The following is a 25,093-nucleotide window of genomic DNA, read 5'->3' as shown; positions in this document are numbered from 1 at the left end:
GCCATCCTCAATGGCGTGCGCCTACCATTCGTGATGCACCCTAAAGATCAGCAGGCACCATATGGATCGGAAGCATTTCAACCCCTCGCGAACTCGTAGGCCAATACAGCACCGCGAATTCGCTGGGTCTTGAGATCATCGATCAAGCATACCGCCCGTGGCAGTGCTTGTACTTCTTGCCTGAGCCGCAGGGGCAGTCCTCGTTGCGGCCGACCTTGCCCCAGCTTGCCGGGTTCTTCGGATCGCGCAGCGCGGCGTCGGAGGTCTGGGCTCCGAGCGTGACGCTGGCGAGCGCCATTTCGTCCTCGCCGGTGTTCGGGTCGAACTTGTGCGCCTCCATCGGCGGCAGCACCGGCGCTTCCTGCTCGGGCGGGACGATCTCGACCCGCATCAGCTGTGCCGTGACGGCCTCGCGCAGATGCGCACTCATCTCCTGGAAGAGATTGAAGGCTTCGGTCTTGTACTCCTGCAGGGGATCGCGCTGGCCGTAACCGCGCAGGCCAATGACCTGGCGCAGATGGTCGAGCATGATCAGATGCTCGCGCCAGAGATGGTCGAGCGTCTGCAGCAGAATGGTCTTCTCGACGTAACGCATCACGTCGGGACCCCATTGCGCCACCTTGGCCGCCATGTGCTCGTCGGCCTTGGTCTCGATGCGCGTGAGCAGTTCCTCGTCGGCGATGCCCTCTTCCTTGGCCCAGTCGTCGACCGGCAGGTCGAGATCGAGCACGCGCTTCAATTCGTCCTTCAGGCCGGCGACGTCCCACTGCTCGGCATAGGCATGCTCGGGCACGTGCTTGGCGACGAGGTCGTCGATGAAGGCGTGGCGCATGTCGGTGACGGTCTCGGCGACGCTCTCGTCCTTCATCAGGTCGACGCGCTGGTCGAAGATCACCTTGCGCTGGTCGTTCTGGACGTTGTCGAACTTCAAGAGGTTCTTGCGGATGTCGAAGTTGCGGGCCTCGACCTTCTGCTGCGCCTTCTCGAGCGCCTTGTTGATCCAGGGATGGATGATGGCCTCGCCCTCTTGCAGGCCGAGACGCTGGAGCATGCTGTCGAGTCGATCCGAGCCGAAGATGCGCATCAGATCGTCTTCCAGCGACAGGAAGAATTTCGAGCGGCCGGGATCGCCCTGACGGCCGGAACGGCCGCGCAGCTGATTGTCGATACGGCGGGATTCGTGGCGCTCGGAGCCCATGATGTAGAGGCCGCCGGGCTTGGTCACGGTCTTGGCGGGCTTGTTGCCCTTTGCCGGCTCGATCTCGACGATCTCTTCCGCCTTCAGCACGATCTCGCGGAAGCGCTCGACGTCGGCCTTGATCTGCTCGATCTTCCTGGCCTTCTCGGCCTCGTCCTCGATGCCCGCGGTCTCCTTCGGGATGCGCATCTCGAGCGAGCCGCCGAGCTTGATGTCGGTACCGCGGCCGGCCATGTTGGTCGCGATCGTGATCGCGCCGGGCACGCCGGCTTCCGCGACGATATAAGCTTCCTGCTCGTGGAAGCGCGCATTCAGCACCGCGAACAGTTTCGCCGGCTTGCCGGCGCGCGCGGCAGCGTAAAGCTTGTCGAGCGCGTTCTCCTTGCCGAAATCGATCTGCTTGTAGCCGTTCTGCTTCAGAAACTCGGCCAGCACTTCCGACTTTTCGATTGACGCCGTGCCGACCAGCACCGGCTGGAGCCGCGAATTGGCCCGCTCGATCTCGGCGAGGATGGCCGCGTATTTTTCCTTGTGGGTGCGATAAACCTCGTCGTCCTCGTCGAGGCGGCCGATCGGCACGTTGGTCGGGATCTCAACGACCTCGAGCTTGTAGATGTCGAAGAGCTCGTCGGCTTCGGTCAACGCCGTGCCGGTCATGCCGGCGAGCTTCTCGTACATCCGGAAATAGTTCTGGAACGTGATCGAGGCCAGGGTCTGGTTTTCCGGCTGAACCTGCACGTGCTCCTTGGCTTCCAGCGCCTGGTGCAAACCCTCGGAATAGCGGCGGCCCTGCATCATGCGTCCGGTGAACTCGTCGATGATGACGACCTCGTCGTCGCGGACGATGTAGTCCTTGTCGCGCGTGAACAGCGTGTGCGCGCGCAGCGCCTGGTTGATGTGGTGCACGACGGAGACGTTCTCGACGTCGTAGAGCGACTCGCCCTTGAGCTGGCCGGCATCGCGCAGCAGGGTCTCGATCTTCTCCATGCCGGCTTCGGTCAGCGTCACCGTGCGCTGCTTCTCGTCGACCTCGTAGTCGGTCTTGTCGAGCTTGGGCAGGAAGCCGTCGATGGTGTTGTAGAAATCGGAGCGGTCGTCGAGCGGACCGGAGATGATCAGCGGCGTGCGCGCTTCGTCGATCAGGATGGAATCGACCTCGTCGACGATGGCGAAGAAGTGCGGGCGCTGGACCATGTCCTCGAGCCGGTACTTCATGTTGTCGCGCAGATAGTCGAAGCCGTATTCGTTGTTGGTGCCGTAGGTGATGTCGCAGGCATAGGCCGCCTTGCGCTCGGCATCGTCGAGGCCGTGCACGATCACGCCGGTGGTCATGCCGAGGAAGCCGTAGATCTGGCCCATCCAGCCGGAGTCGCGGCGGGCGAGGTAGTCGTTGACGGTGACGACGTGGACGCCCTTGCCGGCGAGCGCGTTGAGGTAGACCGCGAGGGTCGCGACCAGTGTCTTGCCTTCGCCGGTCTTCATCTCGGCGATGTCGCCCTCGTGCAGCACCATGCCGCCGATCAGCTGGACGTCGAAATGGCGCTGGCCGAGCGTGCGCTTGGCGGCCTCGCGCACGGTGGCGAAGGCGGGGACCAGCAGGTCGTCCAGCGTCTTGCCCTCGGCGAGCTGTTTCTTGAAGTCGGCGGTGCGGGCCTTGAGCGCCTCGTCGGAGAGCTTCGAGACCTCTCCTTCCAGCGCGTTGATCGCGTTGACGCGGGACTGATATCCCTTCACCCGCCGGTCGTTGGCGGAGCCGAAAAACTTGCGGGCGAGCGCGCCGATCATGCCTGGTTCCTGTGTTCGCGATTCAACCGCGTTGGCCTAAGAAGTTGTCACCCGCCTGCCTATCAACTCACCGTGACGCCTCGTGGCGTCAGAGCCCGGACTGCGGGGGTCATCCGCCATATGGGTGGGAATTGGGCAAGTCTGGGTTCAACGGCCAAAAACGCAGCAAAATAAACGCCATCGCCATGGTCGCGACCGGGCAGAGATATGGCCCGGTCAGGGCCTTGTCAACGGCGGGCGCATTGCGGCTAATTCATCATTTTGACAGACTTTTCGCGTTGCCAAGCCCCCCTGTATTGGGCGAGTGTCCGCCCCGCTCGAGCAGCCCCCTGCTTCAACATAAGGATTTTCCATGACCACCTCGTTCCCGGTAACCACCGGCCAGCGTTTCCGCAGTGCGTCCGCCCTGGCTGGCAGCCTCGCTCTGGCGCTGTCCCTGGCGTTCGCAGGCCCGCTCCGGGCCGCCGACGATCCGGTGCTGGCGAAGGTCAATGGCGCGGAAATCAAGAAGAGCGACGTCGCCATGGCCGAGGAGGAGCTCGGGCCGAGCCTCGCCCAGATGGACCCGGCGACCAAGGACGAGAACGTCCTGTCCTTCCTGATCGACATGAAAATCGTCAGCAAGGCTGCCGAGGACAAGAAGGTTGCCGATAGCGAGGAATTCAAGAAGCGCCTGGCATTCGCCCGCAACCGGCTTCTGATGGACAGCCTGCTCGCAGGCGAGGGCAAGGCCGCCACCACCCCCGACGCCATGAAGAAGGTCTATGAAGAGGCCTCCAAGCAGATCACCGGCGAGCAGGAAGTGCGCGCCCGCCATATCCTGGTCGAGACCGAGGACGAGGCCAAGGCGGTGAAGGCCGAGCTCGACAAGGGCGCCGATTTCGCCGAGCTGGCCAAGAAGAAGTCCAAGGATCCGGGCTCGGCCGACGGCGGCGATCTCGGCTTCTTCACCAAGGAGCAGATGGTACCGGAATTCTCGGCGATCGCCTTCGCGCTCGAACCCGGCAAGATCTCCGACCCCGTCAAGTCGCAGTTCGGCTGGCACGTCATCAAGGTCGAGGAAAAGCGCAACCGCAAGGCGCCGGACTTCGAGCAGGTCAAGGCCCAGATCGAGCAGTACGTCACCCGCAAGGCCCAGGCCGACTACGTCGCCAAGCTTCGCGCCGAAGCCAAGGTCGAGCGCCTGGACCAGCCGGCGGCGGACGCCAAGCCGGCGGATGCGGCGAAGCCCTCCGACAGCAAGATGGCGCCCCCTGCAAAGAAGTAAGAATTCGCTGTCACTTCGGTGACGTGAAGAGTATCTAAGCCTTTGTGATGCCCGGCCCCAAGCGCGAAGCGCGTCTTCGCACAGAGGGGCCGGGCATCTGCATATTCAGATCCCACCAAGGCGCCCCGCGATGTCCTCCTCCGTCTCCCCGCTCGCCCCGAAAACAGTTCCCGACATGCCCACCGTTGCGGGCATCCGTCTCGCGACGGCCGAGGCCGGCATCCGCTACAAGAACCGGACCGACGTGTTGCTGGCGGTGATGGACAAGGGCACCGCCGTGGCCGGCGTCTTCACCAAGTCGAAATGCCCCTCCGCGCCGGTGGAATGGTGCCGCGGCAAGCTGAAGGGCGGCAAGGCGCGCGCGCTGGTCGTCAATTCCGGCAATGCCAATGCCTTCACCGGCAAGACCGGCCGGGCCTCCACGGCGCTGACCGCCAAGATCGCGGCCAAGGCGGTCGGATGCAGCGAGGGCGAAATCTTCCTGGCCTCGACCGGCGTGATCGGCGAGCCGCTGGACGCGACCAAGTTCGACGGCGTGCTGGGCCGACTGGCTGAAGCCGCCGAGCCCGGCGACTACCTCGCTGCGGCCAAGGCGATCATGACCACCGACACCTTCCCGAAGGTCGCGACCGCGACCGTCAAGCTCGGCAAGGCCAAGGTCACCATCAACGGCATGGCCAAGGGCGCCGGCATGATCGCGCCCGATATGGCGACGATGCTGTCCTTCATCTTCACCGACGCACCGATCGCGCCCGCGGCCTTGCAGGCGCTGCTCAAGAGCGGCGTCGAGGACACCTTCAACGCGGTGACGATCGACGGCGACACCTCGACCTCGGACACACTGCTGGCCTTCGCCACCGGCGCTGCCGCCGGGCAGGGCGCACCGAAGATCAGCCGCGCCAGCGATCCGCGCCTGAAGGCCTTCGTCAAGGCGTTCAACCAGGTGCTCGCCAACCTCGCCGAGCAGGTCGCCCGCGACGGCGAAGGCGCGCGCAAGCTGGTCGAGATCACCGTCGAGGGCGCCAAGACCAAGGCCTCCGCGCGCAAGATCGCGATGTCGATCGCCAACTCGCCGCTGGTCAAGACCGCGATCGCCGGCGAGGACGCCAATTGGGGCCGCGTCGTGATGGCAGTCGGCAAGGCCGGCGAGCCGGCCGATCGCGACAAGCTCTCGATTTCCTTCAACGGCATCCGCGTCGCCAAGAGCGGCGCGCGCGATCCTGACTATGACGAGGCGCAGGTCTCGGAAGCGATGAAGGCGCCGGAGATCGCGATCAAGGTCTCGCTCGGCCTCGGCAAGGGCCGCGACCGCGTCCTGACCTGCGACCTCACCAAGGAATATGTCGCGATCAACGGCGATTACAGGTCGTAGGGCTCACGACGCCTTCTTCGTCATCCTGAGGTGCGAGGGATGGGGCGCGGAGCGCCCCATCGGGAGCCTCGAAGGATGCAGGGCCACCGCTACAGCCGCGTGGAGAGAGCCGGGCCGTCGCCCTTCGAGGGCCGCTGAAGGAGCGGCCACCTCAGGGTGACGGTAAGAGAGCGCGAGAGCCGTGCTTCAAATCACCCTGAAATCCGCGCGTCCGCGACAGCTTTCTTGAACAGCGCGTTCATGGCGTCCGAGATGCCTTGCGTCGGGCTCACCTCGAAATAGAGCCCGGACGACGCGCAGCTCTGCATGTTCTGCGCGATCTCGCTGTTCGGCGACGGCCCGTAGGGGCCGGTATTGAACGGAGCGATCCATTTCATGTACCAGCTGTTGGTGGGCAGCGCGAGGTACGTTGTGTACAGCACGGCAATCTTGACGCCCCGGTCCTTCATCGTCTTGCAGAGCGCAGCATTGAGCGGCGATTGGCACCGCGTGGTGCCGGAGAGCGGTTTCAGACATCCGGTGTTGCTCTCGTCAGCGACCCCGTCGGAGACGAAGAACAGATATTTGAGCGGGCTGGACGGCGTGCCGGTTCCGGGGGAGCTGATCTCGCCGTTGATCGCAGGGAATATCGCGGTGAATGCCGTGTCCTGGTCGTTATTCTCGTTCTGACCGTTCACCGACATCAGGTCGATATTGCCCGCCGCCGTCTTGGCGCTGGAGAGAGAGGCCGACAACGAAAACAGATTGCGCAGGCCGAGCGTGCTTGCGGAGCCGCCGAAATCATAGATCGCCATTCTGAACTGGTTTGAATAGGTCTGGGTCACACTCGCCGTATCCATCAACGACTGCGTTGCGGTCCGAAGCACGTCGATCCGGGTGGTCACGCCAAGCTTCTTGGCAAGGTCGTAGTAATTGTTCTTGTCCTTGAGGTCGTGGCAGGCGAAAGCGCACTTGTCCGATGTGTTGTTGACCATCGTCTGCACGTCGGTCGGCGTCGCGCCGACACCCATCGACGGCGAATTGTCCAGCAGCAGGTAGAAATCGATATAGAGCGGCATGCTGGCCGTCGCCTTCGACGTACCGGACAGCGTCAGCGCGGACTTGCCGATCAGGCCGAGAAACATGGTGTTCATGGTGGCGTTGAACGCAACGGTCGAGGTGACGGTCGATCCGGTTTTGACCACGGTCGGCGTGACGCTGTTGAGAGTGTAGCCGGTCTGATTGGCGCGATTGGCGTCGAAGATGTTCTGGGCGTCGGTGACGCCGACGGAAATCGACCCATCCGACGTCATGGTACCGGCGGCCTTGAAGGCCGGTGAGGCCTTGGCGATCGAGCCGACGCTGGCGGCATCGGCCGCAGCCTGAAGCTTGGCCCGGGTCTGCGTCGCGCGCGAGTAGTCGACCGCGCAGCCGACCGCAGTGATCAGGGGGACGCAGGCGAGCGCGAAGATCACCGCGATATTGCCGCGCCGGTCGTTGACGAACCGGCGGATGATGGTGGAAAGCGCAGCGCGCATGATTGGGGCCCGGAGTGGTTTAAGCGTTCCCACTCTAGGAACCGTCGATTAAATATGACTTATGGGAACCTCGGAAACACGGGCCGCAATAGGGTTAATAAACCGTTGCGGATGATCTTCAGCGAGCGACATCACGTATGGCCGATCTGAAACTGACCCTGGTTGTGGCCTGCGCGCTGATCGACGCCGACAAGCGCGTCCTGATCGCGCAGCGCCCCGCGGGCAAGACGCTGGCCGGACTCTGGGAGTTTCCCGGCGGCAAGCTCGAGGTGGGCGAGCGGCCGGAGCAGAGCCTGATCCGCGAGCTGCACGAGGAGCTCGGCATCACCGTCGCCGAGCCGTGCCTGGCCCCGCTGACCTTCGCGAGCTACGGCTACGAGACCTTCCACCTCCTGATGCCGCTCTACATCTGCCGGCGCTGGGAGGGACAGGTGACGCCGCGCGAAGGCCAGACCCTGGCCTGGGTCCGTGCCAACAAGCTGCGCGACTACCCGATGCCCCCGGCGGACATTCCGCTGATCCCGCATTTGATTGATCTGCTGATGTGAGACTCCTGTCATTCCGGGGCGGTCCGCAGGACCGAACCCGGAATCTCGAGATTCCGGGTTCTCGCTGCGCGAGCCCCGGAATGACGGTGCTAGTGGCCTAAGTCTTCCCCACCTTCTTCACCGCCTCCGCCAGGCTCGCTTTCGCCGATCCCGGCTTCAGCGGCTGCTGCTGGCTCGCATGCGGGGCCCAGCCGGAGAGCCAGATGATGTCGAAGGTGGCGCGGATGCGGCCGTCGGCATCGGCAAAGCGCTCAGTGTAGATCTCGGCCATCCGCAGCAGCGTCGCGCGCCGGCTCGGTGTTCGCCGCCGCTCGATCAGCACATTGGCAGCACCCATGCGCCGGAGATCCTGCATCAGCGCGAATGCGTTGGAATAGCGCACCACGACGCGGTCGACATCGGTCACCGGCAGCGCAAAGCCCGCCCGCTGCAGCAGCGCGCCGATGTCGCGCAGATCCGCGAACGGCGCGACGCGCGGCGACACGCCGCCCTCGCATTCGGCTTCCGCGGCGGCAAAGGCCTGGCGCAGCTCGGTCAGGCTGTCGCCGCCGATCATCGCGGCGAGCAGCAGCCCATCCGGCTTGAGCGCGCGGCGGATTTGCGCGAACACGCCCGGCAGATCGTTGACGAATTGCAGCGCCAGCGCGGAGACGACGAGATCAAGGCTTTCGGGCGCGAAGGGCAGCACCTCTGAACCCGCAGCATCAAGCGCGATCCGCTGGAGGGAAGGCAGCCGCGCACGCAATTCCGCCAGCCCTTCACCGGGTGTCCAGAGATCGGCCGGGGCGTGAAACTCCCGCATCACCGCAGCCAACCGGTCGGACATGTCCTCGGCGACACGATCAAGCAGAAAGCTCACGGCATCTTGCGCCTGCGCACGCCGCTGCCGCGCGTGCAGCAAGGCGCGATCGAACAACGCGGGCGGGGTTTGCGGGGTCTGGGCCATGCCGCTGGTTACGCCGATCATGCAGGTCATTGCAATCTCCCCTCTCGTGTCCCGGACGCGCCGCAGCGCCCCTGGCGATGCTTCGCATCGCCGGCGTGGCGCTGCAGATTCGGGGCACGAGAATGAGTCGCTTGAGCGCCGCCAAGCGGAACGCTAGCCTTCCCGCATGGACGCCAACGCCGCCCCCACCCGTTCCCTCGCCGCCCCCTTCCGGGCGGCATGGACGGCCGGCCGCCACGCGCTGTCGCGCGCGGCACGGCTCGCGCTCGACATCGCGCTGCCGACGCAGTGCGTATCCTGCCGCGAACCGGTCGAGGGCGAGGGCGTTTGCGCTTCGTGCTGGGCCCGGCTGTCATTCATCGAGCGGCCCTATTGCCCGCGGCTCGGCATTCCCTTCGTCTATGATCCCGGCCCCGACATGCTGTCGATGGAGGCGATCGCGAGCCCGCCGGCCTACCAGCGCGCCCGCGCAGCGGTGCGCTATGACGACGTCGCGCGCACGCTGGTGCATGCGCTGAAATACCAGGACCGCACCGATCTGGCGCCCGCCATGGGCCGGTGGATGGCGCGCGCGGGCGGCGAGCTGCTGGCGGGGGCCGACATGCTGGTGCCGGTGCCCCTGCATTGGCGGCGGGCCTGGCGCCGCCGCTACAACCAGTCCGGGGCCCTGGCGCAGATCATCGAGCGGCAGAGCGGGGTCAAGGCGAGGGCTGAGGTGCTGCGCCGGGTACGCGCCACCGAGCAGCAGATCGGCCTGTCGCGGGCCCAGCGCGCCACCAATGTGCAGGGCGCGTTCCAGGTATCCCCCGACCGTCAGGCCGAAATCCAGGGCCGCCGCGTTGTCCTGATCGACGACGTCCTGACGTCGGGGGCGACGCTGGATGCCTGCGCGCGGGTCCTGCTCCGGGCCAAGGCCGCCCAGGTCGACGTGCTGGTCTTCGCCCGGGTTGTCGAGAGCGGGCCCCGTCCCATATAATTCAATGACTTCATGACATGAGAGCGTCGGACGCCATGACTTCTGCTGTCGAGATCTACACCAGGCCGGGCTGCGGCTATTGTTCCGCGGCGAGGTCCCTGCTGACCCGCAAGAAGGCAATCTTTACCGAATTTGACGTCGCCAAGAACCCCTCCTGGCGGGAGGAGATGTACGACCGCGCCGGCGAGGGCTCGACCTTCCCGCAGATCTGGATCGGTGGAACTCATGTCGGCGGCTGCGACGATCTCTACGCACTCGACCGCGAAGGCAAGCTTGACGGCATGCTGGAAGGTGTGAAGGCCAACTCATGAGCGAGAACCGCACATTTACGGCCGCCATGGTGCAGATGCGCACGGGTCTGATGCCCGGGCCGAGCCTCGAACAGGCCACGAAGCTGATCCGGCAGGCGGCGGCCAATGGCGCCGACTACGTGCAAACGCCTGAAGTCAGCAACATGATGCAGCTGAACCGCAAGGCCCTGTTCGAGCATCTGCAGAGCGAAGAGGACGACACTTCGCTGAAGGCCTACCGGGCGCTCGCGGCGGAACTGAAGATCCATCTCCATGTCGGCTCGCTGGCGCTGCGCTTCTCGGCCGAAAAGGCGGTCAACCGCTCCTTCCTGATCGGGCCCGAGGGCAACGTGCTCGCGAGCTATGACAAGATCCACATGTTCGACATCGAGCTGCCGGACGGCGAGAGCTATCGCGAATCCGCCAACTACCAGCCGGGCGAAACCGCGGTGATCTCCGATCTGCCCTGGGGCCGCGTGGGCTTGACGATCTGCTACGACGTGCGCTTCCCCGCGCTCTACCGCGCCCTCGCCGAGAGCGGCGCTTACTTCATCACCGTCCCGTCCGCCTTCACCCGCAAGACCGGCGAAGCGCACTGGCATGTGCTGCTGCGCTCGCGCGCGATCGAGACCGGCTGCTTCATCTTCGCAGCTGCCCAGGCAGGCACCCACGAGAACAAGCGCGAGACCTATGGCCATTCGCTGATCATCGATCCCTGGGGCGAGATCCTCGCCGAAGGCGACGTCGAGCCCGGCATCATCATGGCCAGGATCGACCCCACCAAGGTCGAGACCGCACGCCGCGCGATTCCCTCGCTCCAGCACGGCCGCCGCTTCGGCGTGTCCGATCCCAAGGCCGGGCCGGATCATTTGCACCTCGTGCGGGGTTCGGCATGATCCGCTACGCGCTCCATTGCGATCGAAACCACGCGTTCGAGAGCTGGTTCCAGAGCTCGTCGGCCTATGATTCGCAAGTGAAGCGCAAGCTCGTGACCTGCCCGATCTGCGGATCCGCCAAGGTCGACAAGGCGATCATGGCCCCGCGCATCGTCGGCAAGAAGGGCCGCGGGCGCGCGACGCCGCCGCCGGAAGCGACCACTACTCCCACGCCCGAGGCCGCGCCATCAGGTCCGACCTCGCTGTTGATGGCGCAGGAGAAAGAGCTGCGCACCAAGTTGAAGGAGCTGCGCGATCACATCGTGAAGAACGCCGACAATGTCGGCGAGCGATTCGCCAACGAAGCCCGCGCGATGCATTACGGCGACAAGGAGCACCGTCCGATCTACGGCGAGGCCTCGCCGGAGGAGGCGAAGTCGCTGATCGACGAGGGCATCGAGGTGTCGCCGCTGCCGACATTGCCGGAAGACCGGAATTAGGCCCCCACCAGCACCGCCACACCGATGATGATCAGCGCGATACCTGCAAGCTCGCGTGGTGCGATCGGCTGCTTGAACGAATAATACGCCACCGCTTGCGCGAACAGCACCTCGATCAGAGCGAGCGTGCGGACATTGGCGGCGGCCGTCAGCGCGAACGCCAGGAACCAGAATTGTGAGGCGAAGGCGCCCATGAAGCCGGCCAGCATCGACGGCTTCCACAGGCCGAGGATCGCCTGCAGCACCTTTGGCGCGCGCCAGAGCAGATAGATCGTCAGCACAAGCGTCTGCACGAACAGGCCGAGCACCAGCGTGAACGAGGCCGAGGTCACGAAGGAGACGCCGGGCACGTTGATGATCGCGCCGCGAAAGCCAACCGCAGACAGCGCAAACGCGGCAGCCGCAACGAGGCCGGTGATGGTCGGCTTCAATTCGGCAAAACTCTTCTCGCCGCCGGGCCTGAGCGCGGTGATGACGACGCCGACGGTCGCGATCACGATCGCCAGCACCTTCAGCCAGGTCAGGTGATCGCCGAGGAAGACGAAACCGAAGATCGCGGTCTGGATCGCCTCGGTCTTCAGATACGCCGTCGTCACCACGAAGGAGCGGTCGTTCATGGCGAGCAGCATCAGGCCGGTGGCGACGATCTGGCTGAGCGCGCCGAGCAGGAGCCACGGCCAGAACACGGTCGGCGGCATGCCCAGATGATCGCCGGTGGCGACCAGCACCACGCCGAGGAACAGCACCGAAAACGGGAAGCCGAACAGGAAGCGGATATTGGTCGCGCCCCAGGTCCCCAGCGGCTTCGTCAACGACCGCTGCATCGCATTGCGCGCGACTTGGCCGAGCGCAGCAACGAGGGTGAAGGGAATCCAGAGGCTGGCGATGGTGAGCATGGGGTGGGGCGGGCATTAGCGGGAAATAACTGCGGCCAACCTGCAAGTTAAGGCCAGCGCGGTCAACCGCACGGACGTCATGGGAGCGATGCTCTCGCCACCGTTTGTGGAGAAGCAGCTCGCATCCAGCTCCAGCCTCACACCATCCCTTCCGCCACCACCATGTAGTTCACGTCCATGTCCGACGAGAGCGTCCATTTGTCGGCGAAGGGTGAGTAGACCACGCCGGTCTGCTCGGTGATGACGAGGCGGTTGTCGAGCAGGTATTTTGTCAGCTCGTCGGGGGTGACGAACTTATTCCATTCGTGGGTGCCGCGCGGCAGCCAGCGCAGGACGTATTCGGCGCCGACGATGGCGAGCGCGAAGCTCTTCCAGTTGCGGTTCAGCGTCGAGACCACCATGAGGCCGTTCGGCTTCAGCATCGCGGCGCAACGCTTCAGGAAGACGCCGACATCGACGACGTGCTCGACCACTTCCATCGCCAGCACGATGTCGAAGCGCTCGCGCGGGTCGATCTCCTCCACCGTGGTGCAGCGGTAGTCGATCGCAAGATGGCCCTTGTCGGCGTGCAGCTTGGCCGCGGCGATGTTGCTCTGGGAAGGGTCGACGCCGATGACCTGCGCTCCGAGCCGCGACAGCGGCTCGCACAACAGGCCGGCGCCGCAGCCGATGTCGAGCACGCGAAGCCCGCCGAGGCAGTTGAGGCTGCGCACGTTGCGCTCGAACTTGCGGCAGGCGGCGTCGCGGATGTAGCCGAGCCGCAGCGGGTTAATCCGGTGCAGCGGCGCCATCTTGCCGTTGGGGTCCCACCACTCCGCCGAGAGTTTCGAGAACTTTGCGATCTCGGCGGCGTCGACGGTCGAGCCCGGCTGCGGGCTGACGGAGAGGGAAGTATTTTGCTGCATGCTCATGGTTACGCGCGGTCCTACCGCGTGGTGATCGAACTACGGAAGGCGAGCGGCGAGGCGATGGTCCGGATGGTTTCGCGACCTTCGCCGACGCCGTTGATGGTCACGTCGCCGTAGTTGAGAATACGTCCAAGAATCGTCTGATTGACATCGACGCTCTCGACCTTGTCCAGCGCCATCTCGAAGGTGCGGCGCTTGATGAAGCCGGTCTTGTGCACAATCCTGAGATTGGTGACGTCGGTCTCGGTGGTGAAGCGATGGAACCAGCCCTTCACGGTCCAGAACAGGGCCGCCAGAGCCACCACGCCCGAGGCGATGAGACAGAGAATCAGGAGCCCGTTGACCGTGGTCTGCCCCGACAGGACGAACAGGGCGAAAGCCGCGATCCAGGCCAGGATGGCCGGAAAATAGAAAATCCAGTGCGCATTGGTCGAATACAGCACCCGCTCGCCGGGCTGCAGGATTTCGTCAATATAGCGCGCCATAACCTCTGATAACCCATTGCCCGGATTGGCCGCAGCAGGAACCCGCTTGCCCCCGGCCCCGCCCCTCTGTATACGCGCGGTCGGGTGCCCGCAGCATCGTCTCGCGCGGGCCACCATACTGATCCCTTTGAAGGAATGCACGCGTCGTCATGAGCCGCCTCGTGATGAAATTCGGCGGCACATCCGTCGCCAACATCGAACGTATCCGCAACGTCGCACGCCATGTGAAGCGTGAGGTCGACGCCGGCCACGAAGTGGCCGTGGTCGTCTCGGCGATGTCCGGAAAAACCAACGAGCTGGTGGCCTGGTGCACCGAGGCCTCGCCGATGCACGACGCGCGCGAATACGACGCCGTCGTCGCCTCCGGCGAACAGGTGACATCCGGCCTGCTTGCCATCGCGCTCCAGGGCATGGGCATCCAGGCCCGCTCCTGGCAGGGCTGGCAGATCCCGATCAAGACCAGCGACGCCCACGCCTCGGCCCGGATCGAGGACATCGACGGCAGCGAGATCATCAGCCGTTTCAAGGATCGCAAGGAAGTCGCGGTCATCGCCGGCTTCCAGGGCATCAATCCGGAGACGGGTCGCATCACCACGCTCGGCCGCGGCGGCTCGGACACCTCGGCCGTGGCGATCGCCGCCGCCGTCAAGGCCGACCGCTGCGACATCTACACCGATGTCGATGGCGTCTACACAACCGACCCGCGAATCGTGCCGAAGGCCAAGAGGCTCGACAAGATCGCATTCGAAGACATGCTGGAACTGGCCTCCCAGGGCGCAAAAGTGCTCCAGGTCCGATCGGTGGAACTCGGCATGGTCCACAACATGCCGATCTTCGTCCGCTCGAGCTTCGACAAGCCCGAGGATATCGACCCGCATGCCAACCAGCCGCCCGGCACGCTGATCTGCAGCGAGGAGGAGATCATGGAAAGCCACGTCGTCACTGGTATCGCCTTCTCCAAGGACGAGGCCCAGATCTCGGTGCGCCAGATCGAGGACAAGCCGGGCGTTGCGGCGTCGATCTTCGGCCCGCTGGCGGATGCCAACATCAATGTCGACATGATCGTGCAGAACGTCTCCGAGGACGGCAAGACCACCGACCTCACCTTCACGGTGCCGGCGGCCGACTATACCCGCGCCAAGGACACGATTACCGCCGCCAAGGGCAAGATCGGCTATGCGCGGCTCGATACCGCCACCGACGTCGCCAAGATCTCGGTGATCGGCAGCGGCATGCGCAGCCATGCCGGCGTCGCTGCCCAGGCGTTCTCGGCCCTCGCCGGACGGAATATCAACATCCGGGCCATTACAACCTCCGAGATCAAATTCTCGGTTTTGATCGACACCGCTTATACCGAGCTTGCGGTGCGCACCCTGCACACGCTCTACGGTCTCGATCAGGCCTGAAACGCGACCATCGTCGCGCTTCAGGCTGTTGTTTGAGCATGGTCTTTCCGGAAAACAGCTTCGCACTTTCCGGACCATGCCCGGACTAATTTTCTCTTAGCGGTCGCAGCAAACGCGAAGGTGTACACACCTTCGCGTTTGGCAGGCGTTTTGCTTGGCAAAACAAGCCTCAATTCGCTATACGGCGAACAGGGTGGGCTGCCGCAGACTGTGTCCCAGTTCGGGGCGGCGCTGATTCGGTGCAGGCGCTAAATCTCAAGGGGATTTTGGGCTTGTGCCGGCGCCGGACAAACAATTTGATTGTTTTTCTGGAATTTTAGGCCAGCCGCCGGCCGATACCGCCGGGCCGGGCAGACGGAGGAGATTGACGGGACATGCGGAGCGCGTCGGGAGGTCCCCGCGTCTTGTTGAGACGGCTCCGCGAAACCATGGCGGAGCAGGTCTCGGCCCAGGAGCGGCTGGACAAGATCGTGGTGCTGATCGCCGCCAACATGGTGGCCGAGGTGTGCTCGGTCTACGTGCTGCGCATCGACAACACGCTGGAGCTCTACGCCACCGAAGGTCTCAACCGCGAGGCGGTGCACCACACCGTGCTGAGCGCCCATGAGGGCCTGGTCGGCCTCGTCGCCAGCGAGGCGACGCCGCTCAATTTGAGCGATGCGCAGAGCCACCCGGCCTTCTCGTTCCGCCCGGAGACCGGCGAAGAAATCTACCACTCCTTCCTCGGCGTGCCGATCCTGCGGGCCGGCAACACGCTCGGCGTGCTGGTGGTGCAGAACCGCGCCAAGCGCAATTATGTCGAGGAAGAGCTCGAGGCGTTGCAGACCACCGCCATGGTGCTGGCCGAGCTGATCGCCTCCGGCGAGCTCTCCGCGCTGGCCCAGCCGGGCCAGGAGCCTGCGGCGCGCCATTCCGCGCAGAAGGTCGGCGCCATCCTGTCGGAGGGCATCGCGCTCGGCCATGTCGTGCTGCATGAGCCGCGCGTCGTCATCAAGGACTACATCGCCGAGGACCTGCCCAAGGAAATCAAGCGGCTCGACACCGCGCTGGCCAAGCTCCGCGCCGATCTCGACCGCATGCTGGAGCGCGGCGACGTCGCCGAGGGCGGCGAGCATCGCGAGGTGCTGGAAGCCTATCGCATGTTCGCCAACGACCAGGGCTGGTCGCACAAGCTGCATGAGGCGGTCGCCACCGGCCTTACCGCGGAAGCCGCCGTCGAGCGCGTGCAGTCCGACACCCGCGCGCGCATGCTGCGCTCGACCGACCCCTACTTGCGCGACCGGCTGCACGACCTCGAGGATCTCGGCTACCGCCTGATGCGGCAGCTGGTCGGCCAGGACCACGCGCCCTCGCGCGAGCAGCTGCCCGACAACGCGATCGTCATCGCGCGCGCGATGGGCCCGGCGGCGCTGCTCGACTATGACCGCAAGCGCCTGCGCGGCATCGTGCTGGAGGAAGGCACCGCCAACTCCCACGTCTCGATCGTGGCGCGCGCGCTCGGCATTCCTGCCGTTGGCGAGGTGCCGAACGCGCCCGGCATCGCCGATCCCGGCGACGCCATCATCGTCGACGGCACCTCCGGTTCGATCTATGTGCGTCCCTCGCAGGAAGTCGAGGCGGCCTTCGCCGAGCGCGTGCGCTTCCGCGCCCGCCGCCAGGCGCAATATCTGGCGCTGCGCGACCTGCCCTGCGTCACCAGGGACGGCCAGAAGGTCGAGCTGATGATCAACGCAGGTCTTGCCATCGACCTGCCGCATATTGAGGACACCGGCAGCGCCGGCATCGGCCTGTTCCGCACAGAGCTGCAATTCATGGTCGGCCAGAGCCTGCCGCGCACCAGCGACCAGCTGGCGCTGTATCGTACCGTGCTCGATGCGGCCGGCACCAAGCCCGTCACCTTCCGCACCCTCGACATCGGTGGCGACAAGGCGCTGCCCTATATGGAAGCGGTGATCGAGGAAAATCCCGCGCTCGGCTGGCGCGCGATCCGGCTCGGGCTCGATCGTCCCGGCCTGCTGCGCGGCCAGATCCGTGCGCTGCTGCGCGCCGGTGGCGGCCGCGCGCTGCGCATCATGTTCCCGATGATCTCGGAGGTCGCCGAATTCGATTCGGCGAAGGCGCTGGTCGAACGCGAGCTCACCTATCTGCGCCAGCACGGCCATACGCTGCCGGAGCGTATCGACATCGGCACCATGGTCGAGGTGCCCGCTTTGCTCTATCAGCTCGACGAGCTCCTGAAGAAGGTCGACTTTATCTCGGTCGGCTCCAACGATCTGTTCCAGTTCCTGTTCGCGGTCGACCGCGGCAATGCAAAAGTCTCCGAGCGCTTCGACACCATGTCGGCGCCGATCCTGCGCGCGCTGCGCGAGATCGCACGCAAGTCACAGGCGGCGAAGAAGTCGCTCTCGCTCTGCGGCGAGATGGCGTCCAAGCCGCTTGGCGCACTGGCACTGATTGCGCTGGGCTACCGCTCGCTGTCGCTGTCGGCAACCGCACTCGGCCCCGTCAAGGCCATGGTCATCGACCTCGATGCCAAGAAGGCCGAAGCCGTGCTCGGCCCGCTCCTGGACGCGCCGGCGGGCAGCGTCTCGATCCGGCAGAAACTGACGGAATTTGCCGAGGCCGAAGGCCTGGCATTGTAGCGGACCTATCGCCGCTCCCTGCCGCCTCGCCTCCTTCCGCCATTTGAGACTGAACCGATGTCGTCACTCCCCGAAGCCAAACTGGACGTGCTCCTTGCACATCATGCCTCTCTCGAGGCCGAATCGCTGGGGCAGCTCGCCTCCGAGCGCTATGTGCAGATCACGCGCGAGCTCGCCGAGATCACCCCGCTGATCGAGGCGGTGAAGGCCTATCGTGCCGCGGTCAAGGAGCTCGCCGACACCGAGGCGCTGATCGCCGATCCCGCGACCGACGCCGAGATGCGCAGCATGGCGGAAGCCGAACGCGACGAGCTGACGCCGAAAATCGAGGAGCTGGTCCAGAAGATCCGGGTCGCGCTGCTGCCCAAGGACGCCATGGACGACCGCAACGTGGTGCTGGAAATCCGCGCCGGCACCGGCGGCGACGAGGCCTCGCTGTTTGCTGGCGACCTGTTCCGGATGTACGAGCGCTTCGCTGCCTTGCAGGGCTGGAAGGTCGAGGTGATCTCGGCCAGCGAAGGCACCGTCGGCGGCTACAAGGAAATCATCGCGGAGGTGCAGGGCCGCGGCGCGTTCTCGAAGCTGAAGTTCGAATCCGGCGTGCATCGCGTGCAGCGCGTGCCGGACACCGAGACGCAGGGGCGCATCCACACTTCGGCCGCGACGGTGGCCGTGCTGCCGGAGGTCGAGGACGTCGACGTCGACATCAAGAACGACGATTTGCGCATCGAGACCATGCGCGCGCAAGGAGCCGGCGGTCAGCACGTCAACAAGACCGAATCGGCGATCCGCATCACCCACATTCCGACCGGCATCGTGGTGATGATGCAGGACAGCCGCTCGCAGCACAAGAATCGCGCCTCGGCCATGAACATCCTGCGCTCGCGCATCTACGACGCCGAACGCCAGCGCGTCGATGCGGCACGGTCGGCCGAGCGCAAGGAGAAGGTCGGCTCAGGCGACCGCTCCGAGCGCATCCGCACCTACAATTTTCCGCAAGGGCGCGTCACCGACCATCGCATCAACCTGACGCTCTACAAGCTGCCGCAGGTGATCGCAGGCGAAGCGCTCGGCGAGTTGACCGACGCGCTGACCACCGAGCACCAGGCCGCGCAGCTCGCCGCACAGGGCGCGGCGGCCTGATCCCTGCCTCAGCGCACCTTTGCCAGGAACGATCGCAGGATCTTGCCCAACGCGGGTGCAGCGGCGCTCAGCTCGTCCAGGTGAATGCGCGAAAGCGAGCGCAGCTTCTGCTCACCCTTGGCCGTTAGCTTGACCAGGACGCGCCTTGCATCCTCGGGATCGGCCTCCCGAGCGATCAGCTTCAACTTCGCCATGCGGTCCACCAGCTCCACCGCCGTATGGTGCCGGATCAGGAGGAAGCCGGCGATGTCGCCGACGCTGGCGCCGTTGGGGTCGGCCAGCCCCTTGATCGCCAGCAGGGCCTGGTGCTGCTGCGGCGTCAGCCCGGCGTTATGGGCCGCGGCCTCGCTGAAGGCGAGGAAGGTGCGCAGCTGGTAGCGGAATTGGGCGAGCGCCGCGTAGTCAGCCTCGCGCATCGCGCCGCCCCTCGAGGGCGCAGCGCGCGCCGTGCGTCCGGTCTTCCGCTTCGCGTCAGCCATTCCGTGCCTTTCGACCGCCGCCCGCCGGCGGAGCGGGCGCTGTCGAGACTAGCAAGGAAGGCCGGGCGGAACCACCGACGGGCCTGGCAGATGCACAAATATAGGGGGTCTTGCAGCCCTGCTATTCGAAGTTCGAGAGCAGGATCTTCACCAGGATGACCTGAAATGCGATCGGAATACGAACGCTCTTCCGCCTGATCGAGCGCTGGAGTGCACTGGCGATCTCGGCGCTGGTCAAGGCGCCTTCGGATGCATTCGTGATCAACTCGCCCCACATCTGCGACAGCGAGCCGCCGGGCGGGATCACCGGCTTGATGGTCACGCCGCAACCCTGCGCCCAGTCGACGATCTCCCGCATGGTGTGAGGACCGCAATTGCGCGTCGTCGCAAGCCGCTCCGCCGTCAGCGCGAGCAGCAGCTCGCGCGAGGGCGACCAGGTCCCCTTCGGCGGCTGCTCGCCGGTGAGCTCGACCGCGAGCTCCTTCAGGACATTCTGGGCACGCACGCTCAGTCTCTGCATCGGCACCGGCGTGCGCTTGGCCTGAACGGAGCCGACGGCCGGCCCTCGCTGACCGGCGGACCGGCCACGCGGCTCGGGGATGCGCGAGGCATCGCCGGACTGCGGCGATGCGCGCTGGTCGCTCCCCTCCCCGGCAGGCCACGCCGCCTCCTGCCGCTCCGCTTCTTGCGGCCAGGACCGTCGCTTCCGGGTACCCGCTACTGTCGTCTGCCGCGGCATCTCTCTCGCCGAACCCGCCAATCTCGTACTCACAAAGACTAATATATATCGTGATCCGATATGTTTTCACGCGATAATTTTCATCGTTCGACCAAAGGCGAAATTGACAGAAGGTGTTCACCAGCAATGTTTACGTCCAGGAGCTACACGCGGATGTGACGTGCCCGGTGCAGGCAGGCCCTTCGAGGCCGGTTGCCGCCGGACAGGTCGTCTTTTGCCTGCAAACAAGAACGATATCCGGAGGAAACGATCATGACGGACCATCTCATTCGCCGTGGCCTCTCGCGCCGCGGCCTGCTCCAGACCACGGCAGGCCTCATCGGCGGCTCGGTGCTGCCTGCGATGCCGGCCTTCGCCGAGGACAAGCCGGCGATCGGCTCCTATCCCGCGGGCGTTTCGGGTTCCACCGCCTTCATCGGCATCTCGGTGCCGCGCACCGGCACCTATGCCGTGCAGGGCGAGGACGAGCTCAAGGGCTATCAACTCGCGATCGAGCACATCAACAGCGGTCACGACCTGATCAAGAAGATCTCGCCAAAGACCAGCAAGGGCGTGCTCGGCAAGGAGCTGAAATTCGGCGTCGCGGATTCCGCGGCCAAGCCGAACGAGGCGGTGCAGGCGCAGCAACGCTTCATCAGCGAGAACAAGGCGATCATGATCACCGGCGGCACCTCGAGCGCCGTTGCGGTCGCGCTGAACAAGCTCGCCCAGCGCGAGAAGGTGATCTTCGTCTGCGGCATCTCCGGCTCGAACGACACCACCGGCAAGGACTGCGTCCGCTACGGCTTCCGCCAGAACTTCTTCGGCCAGACCGCGGCGGCGGCGATCGGCCCCGTCATGGTCAAGGAGTTCGGCAAGGGCAAGAAGGCTGCGTATCTCACGCCTGATTACACCTACGGTCACACCGTCACCAAGTCGATGCAGGACTTTCTTGCGACCGCCGGCTGGACCACCGTCACCAACCAGGTCGCGCCGCTCGGCGCGCCCGATTATTCCTCCTATCTGCTGAACGTCGCGAATTCCGGCGCCGACGTGCTGATCAACGTCAACTGGGGCCACGACGCGGTGCTGTCTACCCAGCAGGCCAAGCAGTTCGGCGTGCTCGACAAGATGAAGCTGGTCGTCCCCTACCAGGTGCCCTTCATCGCGCGCGAGACCGGCGGGCTGATGCAGGGCGTCTACGCCGCCACCGACTATTGGTGGACGCTCGAGGACAAATTCCCGCTCGCCAAGATGTTCAACGAAGCCTTCGAGAAGAAGTACGGCTACAAGCCGGAATGGGGCGCGGAGAACGCCTATGTCAGCTTCGCGCACTGGGCCCGCATGTGCGAGCAGGCCGGCAGCTTCAGCCCGCCCGAGGTGATCAAGGCCTATGAGAAGGGCGAGACGCTGCCGTCCCTGGTCGGCGACGTGCATTACCGCCCCGAGGACCATCAGTGCGTCCGCCCGGTGATCATCGTCAAGGGCAAGCAGCAGAAGGACATGAAGACCAAGGAAGACTGGTACGATGTGGTCGAGGTCGTCCCGGGCGAAGGCTTGATGCAGAAGCCGGACGCCTTCGGCTGCCATCCAGGCGACTACAGCTGAGCTCGCGCTAACCCCCTGTGACGCCGTAGGTCGCTTCCGGTTCCTGCGGCGTCACCCATTTTTTGCGCATCGCCGGAACGCGCCGCCACAACCGTGATCCCTGCATGATTAGTTGGCCCAACCTCGTCTCGCAGCTCTTTAACGGGCTCGCGCTCGGCGCGCTGCTCGCGCTGATCAGCTCCGGCCTGACCATTATCTACGGCACGCTCGGCGTGCTCAACCTCGCGCATGGCGCGATGTTCATGATCGGCGGCTATGCCGGATTCGTCGCCTACCAGTACACGGAATCGTTCATCCTCGCCGTGATCGCCGGCTCGCTGTTCGTGATGCTGCTCGGCGTTGCGATGGAACGCGTCATCATCCGCCATTTCTATCATCGGCCGCACGAGGATCAGTTGCTCGTGACTTTCGGGCTCGGCATCTGCTTCGTCGAGATCATCCGGCTGATCTTCTCCAGCCAGTCGCAGCTGGTCCCGCCGCCGGCGATATTCCAGGGCATCACCAATCTCGGCTTCATGTTCTATCCGACCTACCGCCTCGCGGTGGTCGGCATCGTCGCGATCGCGCTCGGCGCGCTGTTCATCATCCTCTACCGGACAAGGCTCGGCATGATCGTGCGGGCCGGCATCGAGGACTCCGTGATGGTGGATTCGCTCGGCATCAATGTCTACCGGGTCTTCATGGTGGTGTTCGGCATCGGCGCGATGGCCGCCGGTTTTGCCGGCATCGTCAACGCGCCGGTGGTGTCGCTGACACCGGGCATCGGTGACGACATCCTGGTCCAGACCTTCGTGGTGGTGGTGATCGGCGGCGTCGGCTCGTTCCCAGGCGCCATCCTGGGCGGCCTGATCGCCGGCGAGATCATCAGCGTCACCTCCATGTTCAACCCCGGCTACGCCTATGTGATGCTGTTTGCGGCAATGACGCTCGTGCTCGTGGTGCGACCGCATGGCCTGCTCGGCGTCCAGGGCCGCGAGTAAGTGATCTCCTGATGCTCAAGCAACGCCCCTTCCTGATCGAGACACTGACGGCGATCGGCCTGATCGTGGCCCCCTTCGTGCTGCCCCATCTCGGCTTCGCGCCCAACACCGTGAACCGGATCCTGGTCTGGGGCCTGTTCGGCCTCGGCTTCGACATCCTGTTCGGATTCACCGGCCTGCTGTCGTTCGGCCAGTCCGCTTTCTACGGCACCGGCGGCTTCGTCGCGGCCTACCTCCTGACCCGCGCCGGCTTCGGCAACGTGCTGGGCGCGCTGATCATCGGCATGATCGCGGCGGCCGCGACCGGCTATCTGATCGGCCTGATCGCGCTCCGCCGCACCGGCATCTACTTCGCCATGATCACGGTCGCGATCGCGGAAGTGTTTTTCTTCGTCGAGTTCAATCCGCTCTCCGACTTCACCGGCGGCGAAAACGGCCTGCCGGGCGTGCCAACGCCGAGCTTCAATCTCGGCTTCACCACCCTCCACTTCACCAATGGCTGGTCGCTCTATCAATTCATCGCGCTGTGCTACTTCATCGGCGTCATCATCGGGCTGAGGATCGTGCGCTCGCCGGTCGGCGCCATTTTCAGCGCGATCCGCGACAATCCGCTGCGCGCCACCGCGGTCGGCCACAACATCCATGGCTACAAGCTGACTGCTTTCGTGATCGCAGCGGCCTATGCGGGGTTTGCCGGCGGCCTGCTCGGCGTGCTCCAGGCCTTCATGCCACCCGACGCGTTCACCTTCGACACGTCCGGCCAGCTCGTGATGCAGACCGCCATTGGCGGCCGCGGCACGCTGTTCGGGCCTCTGGTCGGCGCGACCGTTTGGCTCTTCCTCCAGGATTTCCTGCAATCCGCGCTGGGCTTGGGTGCCGCCTGGAAGCTGGTGCTTGGCGTCGTGTTCGTGCTGCTGGTCTGCTTCCTGCGCGGCGGCATCATCGGCGGTCTTGCGGACCTTTATCGCCTCCTCTCCGGCAGGCGTAAGCGGAGCGATACGGAGGCCGAGCCGGACACTGAGACGACACTGCACCTAGCGCCCGCGCCGATGCAGGCCAAGGAGGTCGCGCACCCCGCTTATTCCGGGCCGATCCTGAAAGCCACCGGCCTCACCAAGCGCTATGGCGGCCTCGTCGCCAACAGCGACATCGATTTCAGTGTCAATCAGGGCGAGCTGCGCGGCATCATCGGCCCCAACGGCGCCGGCAAATCGACCTTCTTCAAGATGCTGACCTGCGAGATCGCGCCGACCTCCGGCCAGATCGTGTTCGAGGGACGCGACATCACGGGGTTGAAGGTCGCCGAGGTTTGCCAGCTCGGGCTCACCAAGAGCTACCAGGTCAACCAGCTTTTCACCGGGCTGACGGTACGGCAGAACCTGACGATCGCCGCGCTCGCCGAGCTGCGCGGCAAGTTCCGCCTCGATCTCTTCCGCAAGCTCTCCAGCGTCAAAGGCCTGACCGAGCAGGTGGAGCATACGCTGGCGCTGGTCAACCTGACCCGCCGCGCCGACACGCCGGTCGCCGAACTCGCCTATGGCGAGAAGCGCCGGCTCGAGATCGGGCTCGCGCTCGCGACCTCGCCGCGCCTGCTGCTGCTCGACGAGCCGCTCGCGGGCATGAGCCCGCGCGAGCGGGTCGAGACCGTCAAGCTGCTCAAATCGATCGCGCGCGGCCGCACCATGATCATCATCGACCACGACATGGATTCGCTGTTCGAGCTGGTCGAGCGCGTCACGGTGCTTCAGGAGGGCAAGGTGCTGCTCGACGGCACGCCGGAGGAAATCCGGACCAACGCCGCGGTGCAGGAAGCCTATCTCGGCGGCGTGCACGGGGAGATCGCCGCATGAGCCTGATCGAGGTCAACGGCCTGAACAGCTATTATGGGGATTCCCACATCCTGTTCGACGTCGCCATGCACGTCGAACGTCACGAGGTGGTGGCGCTGCTCGGCCGCAACGGCGCCGGCAAGAGCACGACTCTGAAGAGCCTGATGGGCGTCGTGACGCCGCACAGCGGCAGCGTGAAATTCGACGGCATCGAAATCGCCGGACGCAGGAGCCACAGAATCGCGCAGGCCGGCATGCAGCTCGTGCACGAGGAGCGGCGCATCTTCGGCAGCCTGTCGGTGGAGGAAAACATCGTCCTTGCCGGGTTCACCGCGCCGAAACGCTGGCCGCTCGACCGCATCTACGAGATGTTTCCGCGGCTGAAGGAGCGACGCAACAACCGCGGCACCGAGCTCTCCGGCGGCGAGCAGCAGATGCTCGCGATTGCGCGGGCGCTGGTGCGCGATCCCAAGATCGTGCTGCTGGACGAGCCGTTCGAGGGGCTCGCGCCCGTCATCGTCCACGATCTCGTCAAGGCCTGCCGGGAGCTGGCGGCGGCCGGCCAGACCATCGTGCTGGTCGAGCAGAATTTGGCTGCGACGCTGGCGCTGGCGAGCCGGATCTACATCATCAACAACGGCCACATCGTGCACGAGGGTCCGGCGCAGGAGCTCAAGGCCCAGCCGGAGCTGCTGCAGCGCTACCTCGGCGTTTAGTCGGCCGCC

At 65.1% G+C, this 25,093-nt stretch carries 22 protein-coding genes; 14 read left to right on the top strand and 8 right to left on the bottom strand.

All coding sequences use genetic code 11. From position 1 onward, the window contains the following. Positions 1-142 precede the first annotated feature (142 nt). The gene (secA, locus tag GGD61_RS33160) at positions 143-2,983 is read right to left on the bottom strand and encodes a preprotein translocase subunit SecA (RefSeq protein ID WP_092261323.1); all 2,841 of its coding nucleotides are present in this window, start codon (positions 2,981-2,983) and stop codon (positions 143-145) included. Positions 2,984-3,335: 352 nt separating this feature from the next. Here secA and GGD61_RS33155 point away from each other — a divergent pair, with 352 nt between their 5' ends. Both GGD61_RS33155 and argJ read left to right on the top strand, forming a co-directional pair. Continuing rightward, on the top strand, positions 3,336-4,250 hold the full coding sequence (locus GGD61_RS33155; RefSeq protein ID WP_092261324.1) for a peptidylprolyl isomerase: 915 nt from the start codon (positions 3,336-3,338) through the stop codon (positions 4,248-4,250). Positions 4,251-4,380: 130 nt separating this feature from the next. Further along, positions 4,381-5,622, top strand: a complete 1,242-nt coding sequence (gene argJ, locus GGD61_RS33150) for a bifunctional glutamate N-acetyltransferase/amino-acid acetyltransferase ArgJ (RefSeq protein ID WP_092261325.1) — start codon at positions 4,381-4,383, stop codon at positions 5,620-5,622. Positions 5,623-5,813: 191 nt separating this feature from the next. Here the strand turns inward: argJ and GGD61_RS33145 are convergent, their stop codons facing one another. Next, positions 5,814-7,139: a TadE/TadG family type IV pilus assembly protein gene (locus tag GGD61_RS33145; protein ID WP_018320553.1), complete on the bottom strand. Its 1,326-nt coding sequence runs from the start codon at positions 7,137-7,139 to the stop codon at positions 5,814-5,816. Positions 7,140-7,276: 137 nt separating this feature from the next. Here GGD61_RS33145 and mutT point away from each other — a divergent pair, with 137 nt between their 5' ends. Then, the gene (gene mutT, locus GGD61_RS33140) at positions 7,277-7,687 is read left to right on the top strand and encodes an 8-oxo-dGTP diphosphatase MutT (RefSeq protein ID WP_018320552.1); all 411 of its coding nucleotides are present in this window, start codon (positions 7,277-7,279) and stop codon (positions 7,685-7,687) included. A 97-nt stretch (positions 7,688-7,784) separates the two neighbouring features. Here the strand turns inward: mutT and GGD61_RS33135 are convergent, their stop codons facing one another. Further along, positions 7,785-8,654: a methyltransferase domain-containing protein gene (locus tag GGD61_RS33135; protein ID WP_183231911.1), complete on the bottom strand. Its 870-nt coding sequence runs from the start codon at positions 8,652-8,654 to the stop codon at positions 7,785-7,787. Between the two features lie 145 nt (positions 8,655-8,799). Between GGD61_RS33135 and GGD61_RS33130 the strand changes: the two genes are divergently transcribed. The 4 genes from GGD61_RS33130 to GGD61_RS33115 are packed head-to-tail and all read left to right on the top strand — an operon-like array spanning position 8,800 to position 11,274. After that, entirely contained in the window at positions 8,800-9,609 is an 810-nt protein-coding gene (locus GGD61_RS33130) for a ComF family protein (RefSeq protein WP_092261327.1), read from the top strand. A 35-nt stretch (positions 9,610-9,644) separates the two neighbouring features. After that, complete coding sequence (gene grxC, locus GGD61_RS33125; RefSeq protein WP_018320549.1) at positions 9,645-9,920, top strand: glutaredoxin 3; 276 nt, start codon at positions 9,645-9,647, stop codon at positions 9,918-9,920. Continuing rightward, positions 9,917-10,795, top strand: coding sequence for a carbon-nitrogen hydrolase family protein (locus GGD61_RS33120; RefSeq protein WP_092261328.1), 879 nt, complete (start codon positions 9,917-9,919; stop codon positions 10,793-10,795). Before grxC ends, GGD61_RS33120 begins: the two co-directional genes overlap by 4 nt. Further along, the gene (locus GGD61_RS33115; protein WP_018320547.1) at positions 10,792-11,274 is read left to right on the top strand and encodes a DUF1178 family protein; all 483 of its coding nucleotides are present in this window, start codon (positions 10,792-10,794) and stop codon (positions 11,272-11,274) included. Before GGD61_RS33120 ends, GGD61_RS33115 begins: the two co-directional genes overlap by 4 nt. Here GGD61_RS33115 and GGD61_RS33110 read toward each other — a convergent pair. The 3 genes from GGD61_RS33110 to GGD61_RS33100 all read right to left on the bottom strand — a co-directional run bounded on the left by GGD61_RS33110 (position 11,271) and on the right by GGD61_RS33100 (position 13,563). Then, on the bottom strand, positions 11,271-12,170 hold the full coding sequence (locus GGD61_RS33110; RefSeq protein ID WP_018320546.1) for an EamA family transporter: 900 nt from the start codon (positions 12,168-12,170) through the stop codon (positions 11,271-11,273). The genes GGD61_RS33115 and GGD61_RS33110 overlap by 4 nt on opposite strands. Before the next feature lie 137 nt (positions 12,171-12,307). Beyond that, a complete protein-coding gene (gene ubiG / locus GGD61_RS33105; protein WP_018320544.1) occupies positions 12,308-13,081 on the bottom strand; it encodes a bifunctional 2-polyprenyl-6-hydroxyphenol methylase/3-demethylubiquinol 3-O-methyltransferase UbiG in 774 nt (257 codons plus the stop codon). 14 nt (positions 13,082-13,095) lie between these two features. Further along, positions 13,096-13,563 (bottom strand): PH domain-containing protein, encoded by a 468-nt coding sequence (locus GGD61_RS33100; RefSeq protein WP_018320543.1) that lies wholly within the window; start codon positions 13,561-13,563, stop codon positions 13,096-13,098. A 149-nt stretch (positions 13,564-13,712) separates the two neighbouring features. On the opposite strand from GGD61_RS33100, the gene GGD61_RS33095 reads away from it, so the two are divergent. The 3 genes from GGD61_RS33095 to prfA all read left to right on the top strand — a co-directional run bounded on the left by GGD61_RS33095 (position 13,713) and on the right by prfA (position 18,754). After that, the gene (locus GGD61_RS33095) at positions 13,713-14,969 is read left to right on the top strand and encodes an aspartate kinase (protein ID WP_018320542.1); all 1,257 of its coding nucleotides are present in this window, start codon (positions 13,713-13,715) and stop codon (positions 14,967-14,969) included. A gap of 374 nt (positions 14,970-15,343) precedes the next feature. After that, positions 15,344-17,611, top strand: coding sequence for a phosphoenolpyruvate--protein phosphotransferase (gene ptsP / locus GGD61_RS33090; protein WP_018320541.1), 2,268 nt, complete (start codon positions 15,344-15,346; stop codon positions 17,609-17,611). Between the two features lie 57 nt (positions 17,612-17,668). Next, the gene (prfA, locus tag GGD61_RS33085) at positions 17,669-18,754 is read left to right on the top strand and encodes a peptide chain release factor 1 (RefSeq protein WP_018320540.1); all 1,086 of its coding nucleotides are present in this window, start codon (positions 17,669-17,671) and stop codon (positions 18,752-18,754) included. An 8-nt stretch (positions 18,755-18,762) separates the two neighbouring features. Here the strand turns inward: prfA and GGD61_RS33080 are convergent, their stop codons facing one another. Then, positions 18,763-19,233 (bottom strand): MarR family winged helix-turn-helix transcriptional regulator, encoded by a 471-nt coding sequence (locus GGD61_RS33080; protein ID WP_183231901.1) that lies wholly within the window; start codon positions 19,231-19,233, stop codon positions 18,763-18,765. Positions 19,234-19,354: 121 nt separating this feature from the next. Then, complete coding sequence (locus GGD61_RS33075; protein ID WP_183231900.1) at positions 19,355-19,972, bottom strand: hypothetical protein; 618 nt, start codon at positions 19,970-19,972, stop codon at positions 19,355-19,357. Positions 19,973-20,224: 252 nt separating this feature from the next. Here GGD61_RS33075 and GGD61_RS33070 point away from each other — a divergent pair, with 252 nt between their 5' ends. The 4 genes from GGD61_RS33070 to GGD61_RS33055 all read left to right on the top strand — a co-directional run bounded on the left by GGD61_RS33070 (position 20,225) and on the right by GGD61_RS33055 (position 25,084). Continuing rightward, the gene (locus GGD61_RS33070; protein ID WP_092261331.1) at positions 20,225-21,559 is read left to right on the top strand and encodes a substrate-binding protein; all 1,335 of its coding nucleotides are present in this window, start codon (positions 20,225-20,227) and stop codon (positions 21,557-21,559) included. Between the two features lie 104 nt (positions 21,560-21,663). Then, positions 21,664-22,539, top strand: a complete 876-nt coding sequence (locus GGD61_RS33065) for a branched-chain amino acid ABC transporter permease (protein ID WP_026202378.1) — start codon at positions 21,664-21,666, stop codon at positions 22,537-22,539. A gap of 11 nt (positions 22,540-22,550) precedes the next feature. Further along, complete coding sequence (locus tag GGD61_RS33060) at positions 22,551-24,389, top strand: ABC transporter permease subunit (RefSeq protein ID WP_183231899.1); 1,839 nt, start codon at positions 22,551-22,553, stop codon at positions 24,387-24,389. Then, positions 24,386-25,084 (top strand): ABC transporter ATP-binding protein, encoded by a 699-nt coding sequence (locus GGD61_RS33055; RefSeq protein WP_183231898.1) that lies wholly within the window; start codon positions 24,386-24,388, stop codon positions 25,082-25,084. Before GGD61_RS33060 ends, GGD61_RS33055 begins: the two co-directional genes overlap by 4 nt. The last annotated feature ends 9 nt before the right edge of the window (positions 25,085-25,093 follow it).

This window comes from Bradyrhizobium sp. SBR1B (assembly GCF_014198205.1).
GTDB lineage: Bacteria > Pseudomonadota > Alphaproteobacteria > Rhizobiales > Xanthobacteraceae > Bradyrhizobium.
The sequence above is the reverse complement of the archived record's forward strand: the minus strand, read 5'-3'. Positions and strand labels throughout refer to the sequence as shown.